This is a genomic window from Acinetobacter lwoffii (assembly GCF_024129685.1).
GTDB lineage: Bacteria > Pseudomonadota > Gammaproteobacteria > Pseudomonadales > Moraxellaceae > Acinetobacter > Acinetobacter lwoffii_X.
In genome coordinates, this window is the sequence record NZ_JAMXXL010000008.1 from 1 (window position 1) to 19,849 (window position 19,849).

16 protein-coding genes and 1 pseudogene are annotated in these 19,849 nt (G+C 45.1%); 9 read left to right on the top strand and 8 right to left on the bottom strand.

Going from position 1 to position 19,849, the window contains the following annotated elements; all coding sequences use genetic code 11:
- Positions 1–106: 106 nt before the first annotated feature.
- Positions 107–259: pseudogene (locus NI464_RS05490) on the bottom strand (hypothetical protein); the annotation flags it as partial.
- Positions 260–871: 612 nt separating this feature from the next.
- On the opposite strand from NI464_RS05490, the gene NI464_RS15850 reads away from it, so the two are divergent.
- From NI464_RS15850 to NI464_RS05505, 4 genes are read left to right on the top strand one after another with little or no spacing between them, the layout of a single operon-like run.
- A complete protein-coding gene (locus NI464_RS15850) occupies positions 872–1,003 on the top strand; it encodes a hypothetical protein (protein ID WP_004647016.1) in 132 nt (43 codons plus the stop codon).
- The gene (locus NI464_RS05495) at positions 996–1,439 is read left to right on the top strand and encodes a CopG family ribbon-helix-helix protein (RefSeq protein ID WP_004280384.1); all 444 of its coding nucleotides are present in this window, start codon (positions 996–998) and stop codon (positions 1,437–1,439) included. The genes NI464_RS15850 and NI464_RS05495 overlap by 8 nt, the downstream gene beginning before the upstream one ends.
- 11 nt (positions 1,440–1,450) lie before the next feature.
- Positions 1,451–3,259 (top strand): allophanate hydrolase, encoded by a 1,809-nt coding sequence (atzF, locus tag NI464_RS05500; protein WP_004280377.1) that lies wholly within the window; start codon positions 1,451–1,453, stop codon positions 3,257–3,259.
- On the top strand, positions 3,256–4,278 hold the full coding sequence (locus NI464_RS05505; RefSeq protein WP_004280375.1) for an ABC transporter substrate-binding protein: 1,023 nt from the start codon (positions 3,256–3,258) through the stop codon (positions 4,276–4,278). The genes atzF and NI464_RS05505 overlap by 4 nt, the downstream gene beginning before the upstream one ends.
- A gap of 67 nt (positions 4,279–4,345) precedes the next feature.
- On the opposite strand, the gene NI464_RS05510 is transcribed toward NI464_RS05505, so the two are convergent.
- The 7 genes from NI464_RS05510 to NI464_RS05540 all read right to left on the bottom strand — a co-directional run bounded on the left by NI464_RS05510 (position 4,346) and on the right by NI464_RS05540 (position 10,325).
- On the bottom strand, positions 4,346–4,675 hold the full coding sequence (locus NI464_RS05510) for a DMT family transporter (protein ID WP_253137930.1): 330 nt from the start codon (positions 4,673–4,675) through the stop codon (positions 4,346–4,348).
- An 8-nt stretch (positions 4,676–4,683) separates the two neighbouring features.
- On the bottom strand, positions 4,684–5,565 hold the full coding sequence (locus NI464_RS05515; protein WP_004280370.1) for a hypothetical protein: 882 nt from the start codon (positions 5,563–5,565) through the stop codon (positions 4,684–4,686).
- Positions 5,562–6,569 carry an isopenicillin N synthase family dioxygenase gene (locus NI464_RS05520; RefSeq protein WP_253137950.1) on the bottom strand — a complete coding sequence of 336 codons (1,008 nt, stop codon included), beginning with the start codon at positions 6,567–6,569 and terminating at the stop codon, positions 5,562–5,564. Before NI464_RS05520 ends, NI464_RS05515 begins: the two co-directional genes overlap by 4 nt.
- Positions 6,570–6,646: 77 nt before the next feature.
- Entirely contained in the window at positions 6,647–7,528 is an 882-nt protein-coding gene (locus NI464_RS05525) for an ABC transporter ATP-binding protein (protein ID WP_253137931.1), read from the bottom strand.
- Positions 7,528–8,472 (bottom strand): ABC transporter permease, encoded by a 945-nt coding sequence (locus tag NI464_RS05530; protein WP_004280364.1) that lies wholly within the window; start codon positions 8,470–8,472, stop codon positions 7,528–7,530. The genes NI464_RS05525 and NI464_RS05530 overlap by 1 nt, the downstream gene beginning before the upstream one ends.
- Positions 8,473–8,719: 247 nt before the next feature.
- Entirely contained in the window at positions 8,720–9,736 is a 1,017-nt protein-coding gene (locus tag NI464_RS05535; RefSeq protein ID WP_004280363.1) for a CmpA/NrtA family ABC transporter substrate-binding protein, read from the bottom strand.
- 10 nt (positions 9,737–9,746) lie between these two features.
- Positions 9,747–10,325, bottom strand: a complete 579-nt coding sequence (locus tag NI464_RS05540) for an ANTAR domain-containing response regulator (protein WP_004280362.1) — start codon at positions 10,323–10,325, stop codon at positions 9,747–9,749.
- Between the two features lie 503 nt (positions 10,326–10,828).
- Between NI464_RS05540 and nirB the strand changes: the two genes are divergently transcribed.
- The 5 genes from nirB to moaA all read left to right on the top strand — a co-directional run bounded on the left by nirB (position 10,829) and on the right by moaA (position 19,847).
- A complete protein-coding gene (gene nirB / locus NI464_RS05545; RefSeq protein ID WP_016806747.1) occupies positions 10,829–13,375 on the top strand; it encodes a nitrite reductase large subunit NirB in 2,547 nt (848 codons plus the stop codon).
- A gap of 24 nt (positions 13,376–13,399) precedes the next feature.
- Positions 13,400–15,010 carry a nitrite reductase small subunit NirD gene (gene nirD / locus NI464_RS05550; protein ID WP_253137932.1) on the top strand — a complete coding sequence of 537 codons (1,611 nt, stop codon included), beginning with the start codon at positions 13,400–13,402 and terminating at the stop codon, positions 15,008–15,010.
- 180 nt (positions 15,011–15,190) lie between these two features.
- Positions 15,191–17,968 carry a nitrate reductase gene (locus tag NI464_RS05555; protein ID WP_253137933.1) on the top strand — a complete coding sequence of 926 codons (2,778 nt, stop codon included), beginning with the start codon at positions 15,191–15,193 and terminating at the stop codon, positions 17,966–17,968.
- Positions 17,965–18,591, top strand: a complete 627-nt coding sequence (mobA, locus tag NI464_RS05560; protein ID WP_005266359.1) for a molybdenum cofactor guanylyltransferase — start codon at positions 17,965–17,967, stop codon at positions 18,589–18,591. Before NI464_RS05555 ends, mobA begins: the two co-directional genes overlap by 4 nt.
- Before the next feature lie 230 nt (positions 18,592–18,821).
- Positions 18,822–19,847 carry a GTP 3',8-cyclase MoaA gene (gene moaA / locus NI464_RS05565; RefSeq protein ID WP_153566669.1) on the top strand — a complete coding sequence of 342 codons (1,026 nt, stop codon included), beginning with the start codon at positions 18,822–18,824 and terminating at the stop codon, positions 19,845–19,847.
- Positions 19,848–19,849 lie beyond the last annotated feature (2 nt).

The following is a 19,849-nucleotide window of genomic DNA, read 5'->3' on the forward strand; positions in this document are numbered from 1 at the left end:
CGTTTAAATTCCCCATCATTAAATCGAGTTAAATTTTCATATTTCATGGGGCTAGTATAAACAATTTTTTACTTTCGCAAGAGATCTATTGACCACCTCTCATTTTAAATAATGTACGTAGAAATTTACTTTTACCCGCATTATTTTTACCAATAAAAAAATTCAGTCTTTTTATTTCAATAACTTCATCATATTCAATATCATTATTAGAACTGTAATTTTCTAAATTTTCAGCCCAATAATATAATTTTTCTGTCATAAAAAGCCCCCCAAATATGGGAGCTAATTTAGCAGTAATTCATTACTTTTCAAATGAGTTATGAAATAGTAATTGATTCAAGTTTAGTAATCTTAGTTTCAAATATAGAAAGCAGAGGCATACAGTTGCCTGAACAACTCAGCTACACTTTGATGCACACTCGAACCCCAATGGTGCAAAATGGTCTATTTTTTAGGCATACTTAAAAAATAAATCATTCTTGTTTTGCCTCTATTTGCGTATGTGATTAATTTCCCACGCATTCCGCTTAAATCTATTCTATTTTATATTGTGGCACGCTTTATGCTTTTATTTATATACAACATAAATAGAGGAGAGCAATACACTTGATCACTCATAATCACAAACATCGGTTAACCATTCATGTATAAAAAGAATAGCAAGGACATGAGCAATCAAAATGGAATAAACCGGTGAAATACAAAACTTACTTTTGCTTTAGAACAAGCCCCATCTCACTGTTATGGGGCTTTTTTTCGCCCCCTTATAAAAGTTTATTCACCTCATCCAAATAACTAAAAATTGGCACGCTTTCTGCATTTTCTTAAGTAATACGAAATTTTGGTTTTGTAATATTTACAGGAGATGCACATGAACAATCCGACATCAAATAAAAAAATGCATCCATGGCTTCACTTTTTGGTTGAGCTGCTCAGCGTACGCGCAGGCTTTCACATTAAACAGTCTTCCCAATACCAACCCAAGGATCAACATCGTGCCTAAACAAAAATTGGCACGGATCAGTATTACCGTGCCAGAAACCACGCTACATGCGATGGACCAAAAAATTGTCGAGCAGCATTATGAAAGCCGTTCACAGGCCATTGTCGACATGATTAATCGTCACCTGATTGATGATCTGGTGATTCGCGATGAAGTCATGGTTGGCACACTCACCTTGCTCTACGACGTCAGTCTAAAACCGCTGCGCAGTCAGCTGGTCGATCTGCAGCAGCAGTATCTGGCACAAGTGATCAACTCACTTCATATCCAGCTGGATGATGAAAAAATCCTGCAAGTCATGCTGATGCAGGGCGCGAGCAGTGATCTGAAAGAAATTAGCGAACAATTTATTGCACTGAAAGGCGTGATTAAAGGGCATCTCGAACTGATGGATGCCGTCATGCCGCCTATTCCACAAAATACCGAACACACTTAAGGAGAACAGCTGTGCACAACTTATGGACTGTACAGGACTGGCAACACGCCTACCAGAATAACAATATCCAGCTTAGTGACCTGATTGAGTATGTTGCCGGGTTGAATAATGACGATCATGCCTGGATTTCAATTGCAACAGCAGCACAATTACAGGCACAAATTGATGCATTGACTGGTGCAGATAGTGCAAGCTTGCCACTTTATGGGGTGCCATTTGCAGTCAAGGACAATATTGATGTTGCAGGGTTCTATACCACAGCAGCATGTAAAGAGGTAGCTTATCTGGCAACTTCCGATGCAACCGCAGTAGCCAAATTAAAAGCTGCCGGCGCGATTGTCGTGGGTAAAACCAATCTGGATCAGTTTGCGACGGGTCTGGTTGGTGTGCGCTCCCCATACGGCGCGGTAAAGAACAGCTTTAATCCTGAATATATCAGTGGCGGCTCGAGTTCGGGTTCCAGTGTAGTCGTCGCAAACGGATTAGTGCCATTTTCACTGGGTACAGATACTGCAGGTTCAGGACGTGTACCGGCAGGGCATAATAACATTGTCGGACTCAAACCGACCAAAGGCTGGTTCTCGACTACCGGCCTGATTCCGGCTTGCCGCACCATCGATGTGATTTCGATTTTTGCATTAACGGTGGATAATGCCTGGCAGGTAGCGCAAGTCATGCAGGGCTATGATGCCAGCGATGAGTATTCCAGAACGCATCCTCAAAATGTTCCTAGCCAATTTTCAAAAGGGAAAATTGCCATTCCAGATACACTGGAATTTTATGGCGATGCTGAAACTGAAAAAGCATTCCAGCTGGCGATCGCACGTGTACAAAGCTTGGGTTATACGGTTGAGCCGATTGATTTTGTTCCATTTCAACAGCTGGCGACTGCACTTTACAACCGCTCTTGGGTGGCTGAACGTACCAGTGCCGTGGAAAAAATGGTGCAACGTGAGCAGACCCATCCGGTAATTGGCCAGATTATAGCGCAGGCAGACCGGTTCAGTGCAGTCGATGCCATGCAGGATGAATATGAACGCGCCCGCCTGAGCCGTATCATTCAAAATACCTTGACGGATTATGATGCATTGATGGTGCCTACCGCACCTACCATTTATCGCATTGCAGAAGTAGAAGCGGACCCTCTGGTAAAAAACAGTCACATGGGCGCTTATACCAATTTTGTCAATTTTGCCGATCTTTCGGCTTTGGCGCTACCCAATAGCATTCGTGCCGATGGTTTGCCAACGGGCGTGACCTTTATTGCACCCGCCTGGATGGATGAAGCACTGGCCAAATTCGGGCAAAAATGGCAGCAGGCAAGCCAGTTGAAGCTAGGCACCTCTGAACGCCCATATGAAAAAACAACTGAAATCTCATCGGGTCACAGCGTCAAACTGGCTGTCGTCGGTGCACATCTAAGCGGAATGCCGCTGAATTTTCAGCTGACCACACGTGCTGGAACCCTGATCAAGCAAACCCGGACTGCTTCGCATTACAAACTGTACGCTTTAAAAAATACCACACCGCCAAAACCTGGCCTGCAATACAACGCGAAAGGTTGTTCAATTGAAGTCGAAGTTTGGGACATTCCGCGTGCACTGTTCGGGAATATTGTTGCAGAAGTGCCAGCACCTTTGGGGATCGGTAATGTTCAACTGATTGATGGTACTTGGGTCAAAGGCTTTATTTGTGAAGGCTATGCACTTGAAGATGCTACAGATATCAGTCATTTCGGTGGCTGGCGCGAATTTATGAAATCTAAACAACTTTCAAATACCAAATTTAAATGTGAATGCATAGGGGAAGTCGCAAAATGATCAAAAAAGCACTGATGTCCGTTTCCGTACTGTCTGCAATCCTTTTTAGTGGCTGTGACAATACCGCTAAAGTACCTGAACCGAATGCCAAGGCTGAAGGTACTGTAAATACTCAACCCATCCGTATTGGTTATAGCGACTGGCCGGGCTTTGTGGCCTGGCAGGTAGCGATTGAAAAAGGCTGGTTAGAGGAAGCTGGAGTCAATGCTGATTTTAAATGGTTTGACTATTCAGCTTCACTTTCAGCCTTTGCCGCCAACCAGTTGGATGCAGTGATGGTGACTAATGGCGATAATCTGGTGACTGGATCAGGGGGCACCAAAGGTGTAATGATCATGGCAACAGACTATTCAGCTGGAAATGATGTGATTATTGCCAAGAATGGTATTAATTCGATTCAGGATCTGCGCGGTAAAACCGTAGCCACTGAAAAAGGTCTGGTCGATCACTTACTGCTGTCTACGGCACTGGATGATGCCAAAGTTGGCCTGAATGAGGTCAAACTGGTCAATACTATGACCAATGAATTGCCACAGGTATTTGCAACTGCCGATATTGATGCAATTGCGGTATGGCAACCAGTGGCGAATCAGGCACTATCTGCTGTTGCCGGTTCAAAAATCATTTTCACCTCTAAAGATAAGCCCGGGTTAATCTACGATACCTTGACCGTCAATCCGACTCATCTGGAAGCCAATAAAGAGCAATGGAAAAAGGTGATTCAGGTTTGGGATAAAACGGTGAAATATATCAATGACCCGGCGACTCGTAAAGATGCTGCACAGATCATGTCCAAGCGGGTTGGTGTCGATGCGAAAACCTATATGCAGTTCATTGATGGTACGCATTTACTGGATTTGGCCGCCAATAAGAAAGTCTTTACCAAGGGTGATGGCTTCGATTCGATCTATGGATCCAGCTACCATGTCAATAAATTCAATGTGGCCAACGGTATTTATACGACTGAAATGAATGTGGATGGCGTGATTGTTCCAACGCTGGTACAAGAGCTGCAATAAAGCCTGATCTCGTGCATAAAAAATCCCCAGATTGGGGATTTTTTATTATCAGATAAATATCAAAAAATTAAAGCTGCGTACTTTTGGAAAAGACATTGATAAAAATAATGCCAATGATCATAAACGCCAGCCCGATCAGCGCGGGAAGATCCAGTTGCTGTTTAAACACCAAGAGGCCAACCGTTGATATCAAGATAATGCCAGCACCAGACCAGATTGCATAGGCAATGCCCATCGGAATGGTTTTCATGGTCAGTGATCGGAAAAACAGGGCAACGGCATAACCGGCAATGGTGGCAAGTGAAGGCCAGAGCACGCTAAAACCATTGGAAGCTTTCAATGCAGAAGTGGCAATGACTTCTGCAATAATGGCAATCGACAGATATAAAAAAGACATATTTCTCCCTATAACACCCGTTCTGCATGTTGCATCAGGTGATCCTGTTCTGACTTCAGCCAGATTTCAGCTTGTGTAGTCGTGGGGGTTGTATATTGAAATTGGTAATCTGGCTGGTATATATCCAGCTCAAAAATCAGGTCAATGTCGCGACCATCTAAAATGACATGCTGAACCAGACTGCTTTCATTGAGAACTTCAAAATTTTCCAGGTTAAAAGCTTTACCTGTCTCACTGCTGCAGGTGCTGTAAGTTTTAGCTTGACCATCAGTCCCGATAGAAACCTCAAAACTTTCCAACAAGGCAAACACGGTCGGATCAACAGCTTTCAAGTCCATTTGAGCTACTGCACTTTGCACTTCAGGCAAACGCGTCAGGGCATAGGCAATATGATCAGCACAAATAATCAGGCCACCATCCATTTCCAGTGTCTGACCAGATTGAACATCAAGTGCAGACTGAAGGCGCAAGCCTAAAAATAAACCATGCTGTACCTGCTGGCGCCAGTCTTCGACATAGACATTACTTGGAGAAAACTCCAGAATGCAGTTGCCAATCGCATGTAGCTTGGCTGGTTCCGGCCACTGCACATGATTCTGGTAATTGGTGTAGTCTTTCACGTCCCAGGACAAGAGTTGGCTAGCGTTATCCCAAAACGTATTGCCAATCCAGCCTTGGCGTTCCTGAACAGCAGTTCCCGTCTGGCTTTTTAGACGAAGATCAATGGTAAAACTGTGCGACTGAAACCAGTACACAATGGTATTTTCATCAGTTAGGCCATTATAAAAACTGATACTTTTACGCCGGAAAGCACCGTATAAAAAGCCCGGAATAATCTCTGGCTGAGGGATAGTGGGCTTTAAAGTCTTAATCACTTCAAACAGATTCATGATGCTGTCTCCGTCTGTTCTTCAAGTCCAAAAGAGGAAAGTGGTACAGCATTTTTTAAGATCAGTTCACCGCTAGCAACGCGCTGTTTTAAATATTGAAAGGTCTGGGCGGTCTGATTAAACAGGTGCTCGCCCCCGATCAGGGCAGAATATTTGGAATTTTCAGTGTGAATAACCGGTTCAATCACGGTGTCATAATTGCAGGCGCAAAACAGCGGGAATGAATAACGTTCTTCCGAGACCTTTTTCACGCGGTGCTTGGTGGCAAGATATTTACCATTCGACAGAATTTCTATCATGTCACCGATATTCATCACCAGAGTGTTTTCAATTAGTGGAATGTCGATCCATTCGCCGGCTTTATTCAAAACCTGTAAGCCGGGTGCGGTGGGTAACAGCAGGGTAAAGCATTCGTAATCGGTATGTGCGCCAATCCCTTCGGCGTCCTTCACTTCAGGATTATAGGGATAATGAATCAAGCGTAGCTGACTTGGTGCATCAGTAATTATGCTTGCGAAAAAATCCTCACGAACGTCCAATGCCAGTGCAAAAGCAGAAAAAATCTGCCGGCTGATCTCACGCAGATGACTATAGTATTGGCTGACAATAGACTTGAAATCCGGATGATCTGGCCATAAGGTAGGCCCAAGCAAAGGACAGTTTTTTTGTGTACCCTGATAATCATAATTGACATCATAGGCTTCTTTTAAGTCATAACTGTTGCCGGCAAACTGTTCTTCACCAATCGGCACATAGCCGCTATGGTTTTTTGATTTGCCAATATAATGCTGCATCTTGCTGTCCAGATCCTGTGCAAAATAGGACTGGGCCATTTCAATCAGGGCTTTGGCGTATTCAAAATTAAACTGGCTACCTTGCAGATAGAGAAATCCGACTTCTTTACAGGCTTGATCCAGAGCATTTGCTACTTCAAAACGATCGGCTAAATCTGGACTTTGCAGTTTAGAAATATCAACAAGGGGGAGTACATATTGCGCTTGCATGGCAATCACCTCTAATGTTGGTCGTCCAACACAGCGATTAAAACCTTCGGGTCGTCCCAAAGGCATTTTGAATAAGATTATTTATTGTTGCTGACCTTGGTCATACGCGGAATGACCGGTAGTTCTGCCAGTGCCGGATCCAGTTCATCTTCTTCAGCATGCACCAGATAATCGACACGTTGTCTTAACTGTTTAAATTCAGGGCTAAGCATGACGTCTGGATGGCGTGGACGAGGTAAATCAACTTCAATAATTTCCTTGATTTCACCCGGATTGGCTTTCAGTGCCACAATCCGGTCAGCCAAAAGAATGGCTTCATCCATATCGTGGGTCACAAAAATGATGGTGATATCAATGTTTTGCCACAGGTCCATCAGGTGACGCTGCATTTTTTGCCGGGTATGCGGATCAAGTGCCCCAAATGGTTCATCCATCAACAGGATCTTCGGTTCATTGACCAAAGCCCGGGCAATCGCGACACGCTGTTTCATCCCGCCAGACAGCTCATGCGGATACTGGTTTTCATACTTTTCCAGACCAATGATATTGATCCATTCACGTGCCTGCGCTTCGGCCACTGCACTACTTTGGCCTTTCATGCGCGGGCCAAACATGACATTTTCCTTGACGGTTTTCCATGGAAACAGGGTATAGCCCTGGAACACCATGCCACGCTCCGGACTTGGGCCGGTAATCGGCTGGCCATCCACCAGAATCTCACCACTGCTATAAGGATCCAGACCGGCGACTACACGGCTAAAGGTTGACTTGCCGCAACCGGAAGGCCCAATCACACAGATGAATTCACGCTTATGAATTTTCAAATTGAGTGCATTTAAAACCGTACGTTCGGTTTTGCCATGGCTGAATTTTTGCGTCAGTTGCTTCGCTTCCAGAATCACCGGACGGCTATAAATCTTGTCAAAGTATTCGCGGGTATTAAATTCAGTGTTTTGCATCAGTTAGCTCCCGGTTTCCATTTAAATAAGCGTTGTCCCAGTTTCATTAAAATCACATCACACAGCAGACCAATCACCCCGATAATCAGGATCGCGGCAAAGACATTATCAAAGTTCTGATAACGGGCTTGCTGGGTAATGAACCAGGTAATCCCGGAGGTACTGCCGATTAGTTCTGCTACGATCAGGTAAGTCCATGCCCAGCCGAGCAGCACACGCAGATTGCGGTAAATTTCAGGCAGGGCGGCAGGAATCACCACATGCAGCAGGCTTTTGAATTTATTGGTGCCCAAGGTAAAACCGGCTTCAATCAGGCTGCGATCGACCAGACGTGTGGTATTGGCAATAATCAGGATTTGCTGGAACAGGGTTCCTATCACAATAATGGCAATTTTGGGTGCATCATTAATTCCGAGAATTGCCACTGCCAGTGCACCAAAGGCCGGAGCAGGTAAATAGCGGAAGAATTCGACAAAGGGTTCGGTTAGCTGGGAAATTTTATTTGAAAACCCGCATAAAATACCGAGTGGAATACCGACCAAGGAAGAAATAAAGAACGCAGTAAAGACCAGCTTGATACTGTGCCACAGACTTTCATGAAACCAGGGTGCATTGGCCTGAGCAGGCTCCGTGGTAAAAGCTGTGATCAGTGCAATTGCCACTTGATGCGGTGCAGGCAGATAAATCGGGTTGACCAGAATACCCTGCGGCGGAGCTAGACCTTGATCTACTGCAGACTGCGCAGCAGAAAAAAACTGGTCTTTATCAATACGACTCTCGACCTGTAAATAGGCAACACTACCTGAATCAGTAATCTGGACTTGTGGATGCCAGATAAATGGCAAATAACTGACTGCACACCAAATTAGAATTGGTATTAAAAAAGACCCCAAGCCAAACAGCATTTTATTTCTTTGACTGAGTTCACGTGCAACGTAACTCATAGTGTTGCCCTCAATATTACAAATTTTATAAAACGTAATACTGACTAAGCAAAATGGATGCCATTTCATCCCAAATCCTGAAATGACTTTAAAAAGGGCTTATTTTTATAGAAAAAATTATCAGATAACTCTTAATAATCATATTTAAGAAGTTAGATCAGAATGCAGAGATTTTTAATCATTTTTTGGAAAATAGACTCAATAAAAAAGACCCGAAAAATCAGGCCTCTTTTTTCAGTAACATCATTTAGCCAATAATGTCTGCATGCTGGTTTTGCAAGCTATGGATGCACTGCTGCGCAATTTGTAGCTGATCATCTTCTGATAGATCAAGATTTTCCCATTTCTGCATCTGCTGCAGGAGCCAGATAAAATCATCGACTTTCGGTTCGGCACTTTCCCCAACAAAATTCCGAATAATATTCTTGATCTTGTGAAAGTCATAGACATGCCGCTGGGCGGAACATTCAAACTGAATAATCTGATAATCCACCAGCATGTTCCATACGTCTGATAAATCGCTGCGCTGCTTTAAATCATCCTGCGCTTTTTGTACAGCCTTGACCACTGCCTCTACGGTAAATGGATGCTGTTCTGCCCATTCCTGGGTCATGGCCAAGACTTTATCGGCAACTTTTGGAATGACATTCTGGCTGGCAGCGACAATAAAGCTATAGCCTTCAAGTTTGGCCTGAATATTCCAGGGTTCTCCCACGCAAAACCCATCAAATACCTGTTCTGCGATTCCTTTTACCATGGAAGGCGGTGGAGACGTCATCAGTTGGATATTCTTGGCCAGTTGTAGATCAGTCAGCGCCAACCATTCTTTTAAACAGTAATGGTGAATTGAATATTTATACACATAGGCCAGATTGATGGGATGATTCTTTTGTAAAGCCTGTACCAGTTTCTTTGAGGTACTTTGTTCATCATCCTCAGGCTGGATACCGAGTTCATAACACAAATCCTGGCGCAGGCTAATAAAAGCCTGATTCACGCTCAGTACTAGAGGGGTTTGCAAAGCCACCTGTAACTGGTCTGTGCCCAGAGCGGCAGCGGGCAACATGGCGGACAGACAATGTGCAGCATCCAGAAAGCCATAGGCCAGACGGTCACGCAAACTTGACCAGGAGGCTTCACGGATTAAATTGATGGTTAATCCTTGCTCAGCAAAATACCCCTGTTTTTCGGCCCAGAGAATGGCAACACAATCAAGTAAAGGAATATAGCCAATATTGAGTTCAGTTTTTTCTAATGTGGACATATGCTTTTCCTTATTGGCCCAGTAGCAGCTTCTGTGCATCCAGTAAGCGTCTGGCCATTTCACCAATGGTAATCCGGTGACTCATGGCATTTTTACGCAATAAAGCAAAGGCCTGTTCTTCCGTTAAGGCATGCAGCTGGATGAGCAGGGCTTTGGCTTTATCGATATCTTTACGGTCAATCAGCTTGTCCTGGGTTTCTTTTAAATCGTTCAGCAGCTTTTTATGTTTGCGGAATTGTTCAATTGAAATTTCCAGAATGCTTTCTAGTTTGGTGGGATCAATACCATCGACAATATAAGCCGTGATTCCGGCATCAATCGCACTTTTGATGGTGTCTTTATTGGAGTTCTGGGTAAACAGCACGGTCGGAAGTTCATATTGGCTGACACAGCTTTCAATAATATCCCGATGCGGATGATCCATATTCAGCAGGATCACATCTGCATGAATACCCTTAACATGTACCATATTCAGGTCATTCAGGATTAAACAGGCCACCACCTGAAAATCATGTGAAAGTAAGGATTCCTGGATGAATTGGGCGCGCTCCAGATCATCATCAATAAGAGCAATTCGTAATTTGGACATGGAATATTTTCAAGTAAGGCCTAAGGAATATTCAAGCAGGAGTAAAGCAAAAAACATGCCATTAAATTGGTGCATAAAATTCTATTTTTCTGTTCAATTTAGTGCACAGCTTTAGAGATTTCAGCTGATGGCTGATCAAAATGAAGCGTTTAGTTAGATCATCTGCCTGAAATAAGGCGTTTTCTTATTGGAAAAGTTGGCACGATTTCTGCATTTATTAAATCGTCAAAGATGACTTTCAATACTAACAACGGCCAACGATGTCCGTTCTGATCGTAATTGCACTTTCAAGGAGTGTGATTGGTATTTCGTTCAGCACAGGATAAATGACATGGTCAGTTGTTCAGCAATACAAAACGCACAAGCGTTTCAACCCTTCCTCCAGCATTACAAAGCGCTGGGTTGCGGTATTTACAACATATTCATTCAGCAGACATATCAATGCCTAGACGTGATATGCGGCTTTTTATCATCTTTAAAAAAACAATAGTTGGAGTGCAGATATGAAAATTCTCATGATTGGGCATGGCATGGTGGGGCATAAATTCATCGAATCTGTACTGGAACAGGCCGGTGATGACATTGAGCTGACCATTTTGGCAGAAGAGCCACATTTAGCTTATGACCGGGTACATTTGACCGAATATTTCAGCGGCAAGTCGGTCAAGGATCTGAGTCTGTGTCGTAGTGATTTTGCCGATGCTTATGGCATTGATTTGCGACTTAATACTAAAGCGGTTGAAATTGATCAGCTCCATAAAACCGTCACCACCAGCCAGGGTGATGTGCTGAGTTTTGACAAGTTGATTCTCGCTACCGGTTCTTATGCCTTTGTGCCACCAATCCCGGGCAATGACCGTCAGAATTGCTTTGTTTATCGTACCATTGAAGATCTGGATGCCATTCGTGCAGCCAGTCTGAATGCCAAAACTGGCGTAGTGATTGGCGGCGGCTTGCTAGGGCTGGAAGCAGCGAAAGCTCTGCGAGATCTGAATCTGGAAACCCATGTCGTAGAATTTGCTCCGCGCTTGATGGCGGTGCAGATTGATGATCTGGGCGGCCGGGTACTGCGCTCTAAAATTGAAGACCTTGGTGTCAAGGTACATACTCAAAAGGCCACGTCAAGTATTGAAGATGGTGACAGCACTCAGCATGTAATGAAGTTCGGAGATGGTTCGGTGCTTGAAACCGATATCATCCTGTTCTCGGCCGGCATTCGTCCGCGTGATGAACTGGCGCGCCAAAGTGGTTTACTGATTGGTGAGCGTGGCGGCATCATCATTAATGATTATTGCCAGACCTCACATCCGGACATTTATGCCATTGGTGAATGTGCACTTTGGGACAATAAAATTTATGGTCTGGTTGCACCAGGCTATGACATGGCGCGGATCGCGGCAAAACATGTCCTAGGCCAAGAAAGTCATGCATTCGCTGGTGCGGACATGAGTACCAAGCTCAAACTGATGGGCGTGGATGTTGCTTCTATTGGTGATGCACATGCCATGTCCCCAGGTGCTTTGAGCTATTTTTATGCTGATGAAGCCGCGCAGGTTTATAAAAAAATCGTGGTGTCAGCAGATAAGACCAAACTGCTGGGCGCGGTGCTGGTGGGATGTGCCAAAGAATATAGTGATCTTCTACAAATGATGCTGAATGGTCTGGCTGTACCGGAGCAACCGGAAAGCCTGATCATGCCGGGCTTTGATCAGTCAACTTCCAAATCGGGTGGTAGTGGCATCGATTTATTGCCTGACAGTGCGACCATCTGTTCCTGTAATAACGTTTCCAAAGCTGATATCTGTTCAGCCATTGATGGCGGTGCAACTTCATTGGGTGCACTGAAAAAATGCACCCAGGCTGCAACGGCGTGCGGTGGCTGTGCGCCACTGGTAACGCAGGTTCTCAAATCTGAATTACAACGTCAGGGTGTCACGGTGAACAATCACCTGTGCGAACATTTTGCCTATTCGCGTCAGGAACTGTATCACCTGGTACGCGTGCATGAAATCAAGACTTTCTCTGACCTGATTCAGCAACATGGGCACGGCATGGGCTGTGATATCTGCAAACCGACTGTAGCCAATATTCTGGCATCCTGCTGGAATGATTTTGTTCTGAAACCAAGTCATGCCGGTTTGCAGGATAGTAACGACTACTACCTCGGCAATATCCAGAAAGATGGTTCCTATTCGATTGTGCCACGTGTGGCAGGCGGCGAGATTACTCCGGATGGCCTGATTACCATCGGTCAGATCGCCAAAGATTATGGTTTATATACCAAAATCACGGGCGGACAACGAATTGACATGTTTGGTGCACAGGTACATCAACTGCCTGAAATCTGGGAGAAACTGATCAATGCCGGTTTCGAGTCCGGACATGCCTACGGCAAATCCTTACGTACGGTGAAATCTTGCGTGGGTAGTACCTGGTGCCGTTTTGGAGTCGATGATTCTGTCGGCTTGGCGATTTTCCTGGAGAATCGTTATAAAGGCCTGCGTTCACCACATAAAACCAAAATGGCAGTATCCGGCTGTACCCGTGAATGTGCAGAAGCACAGAGCAAGGATGTCGGTGTCATTGCCACGGAAAAAGGCTGGAATCTATATGTATGCGGAAATGGCGGCATGAAACCGCGCCATGCTGAACTGCTCGCCTCGGATCTGGATACTCCCACACTCATCAAATATATCGACCGCTTCTTTATGTTCTATATCCAGACAGCAGACCGTCTGCAGCGCACCAGTGTGTGGCGTGACAATATGGAAGGTGGGCTGGACTATCTGAAAGATGTCATTGTGCATGATTCGCTCGGCATTGCCGCTGAACTGGAAAGCCGTATGCAGCATGTGATTGGCACTTATCAGGATGAATGGCGCACTGCGATTGAAGATCCTGAAGTGCGCAAACGCTTTAAGACTTTTATTAATGCCAAAGTAGCCGAGCAGAATGACCCGCATATTCAGTTTGCGCCTGTACGTGGCCAGATTCGTCCAAAGACAGAAGCTGAACGTGATTTAAACCGTATTCCAGTGGTTGAAGCCTAAATACCACAGTCAGGGAGAATGAAAATGACAATTTTAAAAGACATGAACGAACTGAACTGGTACGAAGTCTGCAATCTGGATGAGATCACTCCGAATACCGGTGTGGCAGCCCTGATTGAAGATCAGCAGATTGCAATTTTTCGCGTGGGTCAGGAACAGCGGGTTTATGCACTCAGCAATCAGGATCCGTTTAGTCTGGCCAATGTCATGGCACGTGGCATTCTGGGTGATCTGCAAGGTGAGCGTGTAGTCGCATCCCCAATTTACAAGCAGCATTTCAGTCTGGTGACCGGTCGTTGTCTGGAAGAACAAGAGCAGAAATTACTGGTATTTCCAACCCGAATTGAAAATGGCAAAGTTCTGGTGAGCCCGACTCCACAAAAAACTTATATTTCCAGTAATGGTCAAAACACAGAGCGCTTAAAACTGGTACTGATCGGGAATGGACTGGCGGGTATGCGTTGTCTGGAAGACTTGCTGGATATGGCGCCAGATCGTTATGACATTACCGTGATTGGGGAGGAGCCATGGGGCAATTACAACCGGATCATGTTGTCACCGGTATTGTCTGGTGAGAAAAGCTTTGCCGAAATTATGCTGCATTCAGCCGACTGGTATGCTGAAAAAGGCATTCGATTCATTGCTGGGGATGCTGCCATCGCTATCTACCGTTCGCGTAAACAGGTCCACACCCAAAAAGGCGAAGTCGTTGCTTATGATCGTCTGATTCTCGCCACTGGTTCCAAACCCTTCATGCCACCTATTCCGGGTGCTGAACTTGAAGGCGTGATTAGCTTCCGGGATATTCAGGATGTTAACCGCATGCTGGATTACTGCAAAACCAAGCAAAATGCCGTCGTGATTGGAGGTGGGTTGCTGGGTCTAGAAGCAGCTTATGGACTGAAGCAGCAGGGGATGAATGTAACTGTGCTGCATCTGATGGACCGTATTATGGATCGTCAACTGGATATGAAAGCCAGTCAAATGCTGAAAAAATCAATTGAAGATAAAGGCATCCGAATCATCACTGAAGCCAACACCGAAGAGCTGCTCGGTATTGATGGTCACGTGACTCAACTGCGACTAAAAGACGGGACAATGCTGGATGCCGATTTGGTGGTCTTCGCCGTCGGGATTCGACCAAATAAAACCCTGGCTGAACAGGCTGGTCTGCGCTGCAATCGTGGGGTGCTGGTGAATGACACCATGCAAACCTATGACCCGAGTATTTATGCAGTGGGTGAATGCATTGAGCATCGTGGCCAGACCTTTGGACTGGTTGAGCCATTATGGGGACAGGCCTTTATCTGCGCGACGCATCTGGCTGAACATGGCCGACTGACCTTTAAGGCACCGACTGTTCCGACCCAACTCAAGGTTAGCGGATGTGATGTCTTCTCAGCCGGAAATTTTGAACCTCAGGATGATTTTGAAGATATCGTGCTGAATGATGAAAAACGTCAAATCTATAAACGGATCATTATCCAGCAGGACAAGGTCATTGGTGCGGTGCTATTTGGCGATACCGAAGATGGAGCTTGGTATGCAGAACTGATTGCAGATCAGACACCGATTAGTAATATCCGCAGCAAACTGCTTTTTGGTCGGGATTTTGCATTAAAAAAGGCAGGGTAATCGGATCAATCTCCCAACCCCTCTTTAAACAAGAGGGGAACCTCTCTCCTTTATTAAAGGAGGGTTGGTGAGGATTAAAACTTTTGAGACATAGAAAAAATTTAAATCAAACCTGTAAAAGCTAGATATCAGAGATTTGGTGAAACAAGTGAATTTGGATGATTAAGGAGCGCAGCAGCAATGAATAGTATTCCGGTTATGGAACTACATAGCTCTACTGAATCCCAAATAAAAACCACTCAGACGACCTGTCCTTATTGTGGAGTAGGCTGTGGTGTCATCGCGCACGTAAGCCAAACCTCGATGGGTGAAAAGGTTCAGATTGAAGGCGATGTTCAGCATCCTGCGAACTTAGGCAAGTTGTGTATTAAAGGCAGTCATCTTGCCGATACACTTGGCTTAAAAACCCGGCTTCTGCATCCGATGACAGGTCGAAAAGAGCAGCGGCAAATAAGCACTTGGGATCATGCCATTTCAAGTATTGCCAATAAATTTCAGCAATGTATTGATCAGTATGGACGTGACAGCATCGCCTTTTATGTCTCCGGCCAGCTTTTGACTGAAGACTATTATGTGGTGAACAAGTTTGTAAAAGGCTATCTGGGTACTGCCAATATTGATACCAATTCAAGACTGTGTATGTCTTCTGCTGTGGCGGCACATAAACGGGCTTTCGGCGAAGACTTGGTACCGGCCAGCTACACAGATTTTGAGCAGACAGAAATGGTGGTCTTGGTGGGTTCCAATACCGCCTGGTGCCATCCGGTGCTTTATCAGCGCATCATGAAAGCCAAAGAAGAGCGGGATTTATTTGTGGTGGTGATTGACCCGCGCTTTACTGCAACCTGTGAAGCGGCAGACTTACACTTGCCGATTTTACCGGGTCAGGATGTCGCGCTGTTTAATGGTTTGTTGCAGTATCTTCAGCAAAATAGTCATGCCGATCTGGATTTTGTTACCCAACATACTCAAGGTCTGGAGCAGGCGCTTGCCAGCAGCTCGACAGAGTCATCGATTGAAAGCGTGGTTCAACGAACCGGGATTACTATTGAAAAATTAACCTTATTTTTTCAGAAATTTGCCCAGACTGATAAAATTATGAGCCTGTTTTCCATGGGCGTAAACCAATCCTCTCAAGGGGTAGACAAGGCCAATAGCATTATCAACTGTCATTTATTGACAGGAAAAATAGGCCAACCCGGTTCAGCACCTTTTTCCATGACCGGACAGCCGAATGCCATGGGTGGACGGGAAGTCGGGGGGCTGGCCAATATGCTGGCCAGCCATCTGGATTTGGATAATCCGCAGCATCAGCAACTGGTGCAGGATTTCTGGCAAAGCCCGGTTATCGCGCGGCAGCCCGGATTAAAAGCAGTAGATTTATTTCAAGCAGTGGAAAGCGGGAAAATCAAAGCCATCTGGATTATGGCCACCAATCCGATCGTGAGTTTGCCCGATGCAGATCAGGTTAAACGCGCTCTGGAGAAATGTGAATTTGTGGTGGTTTCCGATATTTGTCTCGACACCGATACCACGCAATATGCCGATGTACTGTTACCGGCACTGGGTTGGGGCGAAAAAGATGGCACAGTTACCAATTCGGAGCGCCGTATTTCCCGGCAAAAGGCTTTTTTGCCGGCTCCGGGTGAAGCCAAAGCAGACTGGTGGACTATTTCCCGGGTGGCTAAAGCTTTAGGTTTTCGCGGTTTTGACTTTAAAAATAGCCATGACATTTTTCTGGAACATGCCCGTTTATCTGCCTATCAGAATGGTTCACTTTCGCAACGCGCAGATACGCCAAATTTCCGCTATTTCAACCTGCAAGGTTTAACTCAACTCGGTTTTGTGGAATATCAGCATCTGACACCGATTCAGTGGCCGGTCTGGGATAAGCAAGAAGTTCATCAGATTGGTCAACTATTTAGTCAAGGCCAGTTTAGTCATGTAGATGGCAAAGCCAGATTGGTGCCGACGATTGCAGCCGATCCGGTACATGCTATTTCTGCTGAATATCCTCTGATTCTAAATACCGGACGCATTCGTGATCAATGGCACACCATGAGCCGTACCGGATTATCTGCCAGTTTATCCCAGCATCGTGCCGAGCCTTATTGTGAGCTGCATCCGCACGATGCGCTAAAATATGGCCTGAAAGATGCCGAGCTGGTCGAGGTGAAATCGGCTTGGGGAAGTTGTGTACTCCGTGTGCAATTTTCACAAAATATGCGACGTGGCCAGATTTTTGCACCGATTCATTGGAACGACCAGTTTGCGTCCGATGCGCGGATTGGCAAAGTGGTGAATCCGGTAGTTGACCCGATTTCTGGCGAACCAGAATTTAAGCATACTCCAGTGATGATCCAGCCATTTTATACTCAGTGGCAGGGCGTGCTGTATGTACGGGAAGGCTTTGAACAACAGATCCAGACCATGATTGAAAATATGGTGTGGTGGAACAAAATTCAAACCACTCAGGCCATCCGTTATGAACTGGCAGACCGGCGCAGGTTTTCTGACATCACCGGGCAGATCAAGAGCCTGTTAGCCTTTGATGATGAAAGCTTTGAATGGCTGAATCTCGAAGATCAAACGGCGCATATCAGTCATAGTGTGGTTCTTCAGGATGGCCAGTTAATTGCCAGTTTTTATATCGCACCGGCGGCATTATTGCCAGATCGTGACTGGGTGGCTGGCCTGTTTAGACGTGAACGTCTGAGTGCATTACATCGTAAAGCATTGCTGGCAGGTCAGGCCATGTCGATGGGAAATAGTGAAGGAGCATTGGTCTGTAGCTGTTTTAAGGTCGGCAAGAACCGAATTATTCAAACCATTAAAGATAAAAATATCACGCATGAAAAACAGGTGACTGCATGTCTAAAAGCCGGAGGAAATTGCGGTTCGTGTTTGCCAGAAATTAGAGGCCTGATTAAAGCCTGCCAGACGGAGTACATAGAATGAAAAGAAGAGTGATGAAGACGGTGTCTTATCCGGAAACTGATGTGGTGATCCTGGCCGGAGGTTTAGCGCGGCGCATGAATGGCATCAATAAATTGCTGCACAAATTTGATGATGAAATCCAGCTCATTAAAATCCATCAGCAGTTGAAGTCCCGGGCAAGCAAAGTTTGGGTCAATAGTCATCGGGATCATTCCATTTATAAACGGATGATTCCTTCGATCGACTTTTATCAGGACGATGAACCCGGTTTTCAGGGACCATTGATGGGCATGAAGAGTGCCTGGTCACATGTACAATCTGATTATGTGCTGTTCGTACCCTGTGATGTGACCTATATTCCCAAAAAAGTCATTTCACGTTTACATCAGGCCCTGCAACGACATCCTTTATCTGAAGTGGCGGTAGTTGAAATCAATGAAAAGGCATTGTTTCCATTCTGTCTGATGAAACGCAGCAGCTTACCCACTCTTATACAACATCTTGAAAATGATCAGCACAGTTTAAAACTCTGTTTTGCTGACATGCACATGCAGCGGGCAAGCTTTAAAAATCGTGCCCTGTTTTTTCACAGTATTAATTCATTTGACGAGCTACAGCAGCATCAACAGCTTAACTTTCTCTAGCGTTTAAAATGCTAAAAGTCGAATTATCATATTCTGGTTCACCAAAATATTGCTTTTTTTATTTTTCGAGCGAAATTTTGGACTAAAAAAGAACAAATATTACCCATTAATATTCATTAAACATAAATTTGTGCAAAGTTGGAACACTTATTGCTCATTCATTGTGAAGAAATAGGGTAGTAAATCAAGACTGTTAAATAACCGTGCAGATCTCATCATGGACCGCAGCAATGAACAGCATGACAGCTTTAGCACCTCGCAGTATCTTTCAGGATCAGTTTGGACGCCAGAAACGTAAGTTGCGGATCTCGGTGACTGACCGTTGTAATTTCAAATGCAGCTATTGCATGCCTGAACATCCGGAATGGATGAATAAAAAAGATTTGCTCAGTTTTGAAGCCCTGTATGCTTTTTGCGAGTTTATGGTGCGACACGGGATTGAGCAGATCCGGGTGACGGGTGGCGAACCGTTGATGCGTCAAGGTATTGTTCATTTTATTGCTCGCTTGCAGACATTGAAAGCCTTTGGCCTGAAACGTATTTCCATGACCAGTAATGGCCATTATTTAAAAGATTATGCTCAAGCGCTTAAACAGGCAGGACTGGACGATCTGAATATCAGTCTAGACAGTCTTGATCCAAAGCAGTTTCAGCAACTGACCCAAAAACAGTTACAGCCTGTACTTCAAGGTATTTCTGCCGCACAGCAGGCAGGTTTGACCGTCAAGATCAATAGTGTGCTCATCAAAGGCATCAATGACAATCAGATTATTCCTTTGGTGAAATGGGCACAGCATCAGGCTATAGAACTGCGTTTTATTGAGTTTATGCCCCTCGATGGCGATCAGAAATGGAATCCGTCTGATGTCATCAGTGAGCAGGATATCCTGGATCAACTGAAAACTGAATTTGATGTCCAGGTATCTCAAGGACAAGGCGCCAATCCAGCCCGTGGCTATTTGGTCAATGGGCAGCCTTTGGGGATTATTTCCACCATTACCCATTCATTTTGCAGTGATTGTGACCGTCTGCGCCTCAATGCCCAAGGTGAATTTTATAACTGTTTATTTGCCAGACAAGGCCTGAACCTTAAGGCAGATATCGAACAACTGGCGCTGGATCATTTCGCCACACAGACATTTCAGCACAAGCTCCACGCTTATATCTGGCATAAAGAGGCCGGCTTCCATGCGATCCAGCAATCACCAATACAAAAGCCGATCCGAAAAATCAGCATGCACAGCATTGGAGGGTAAAT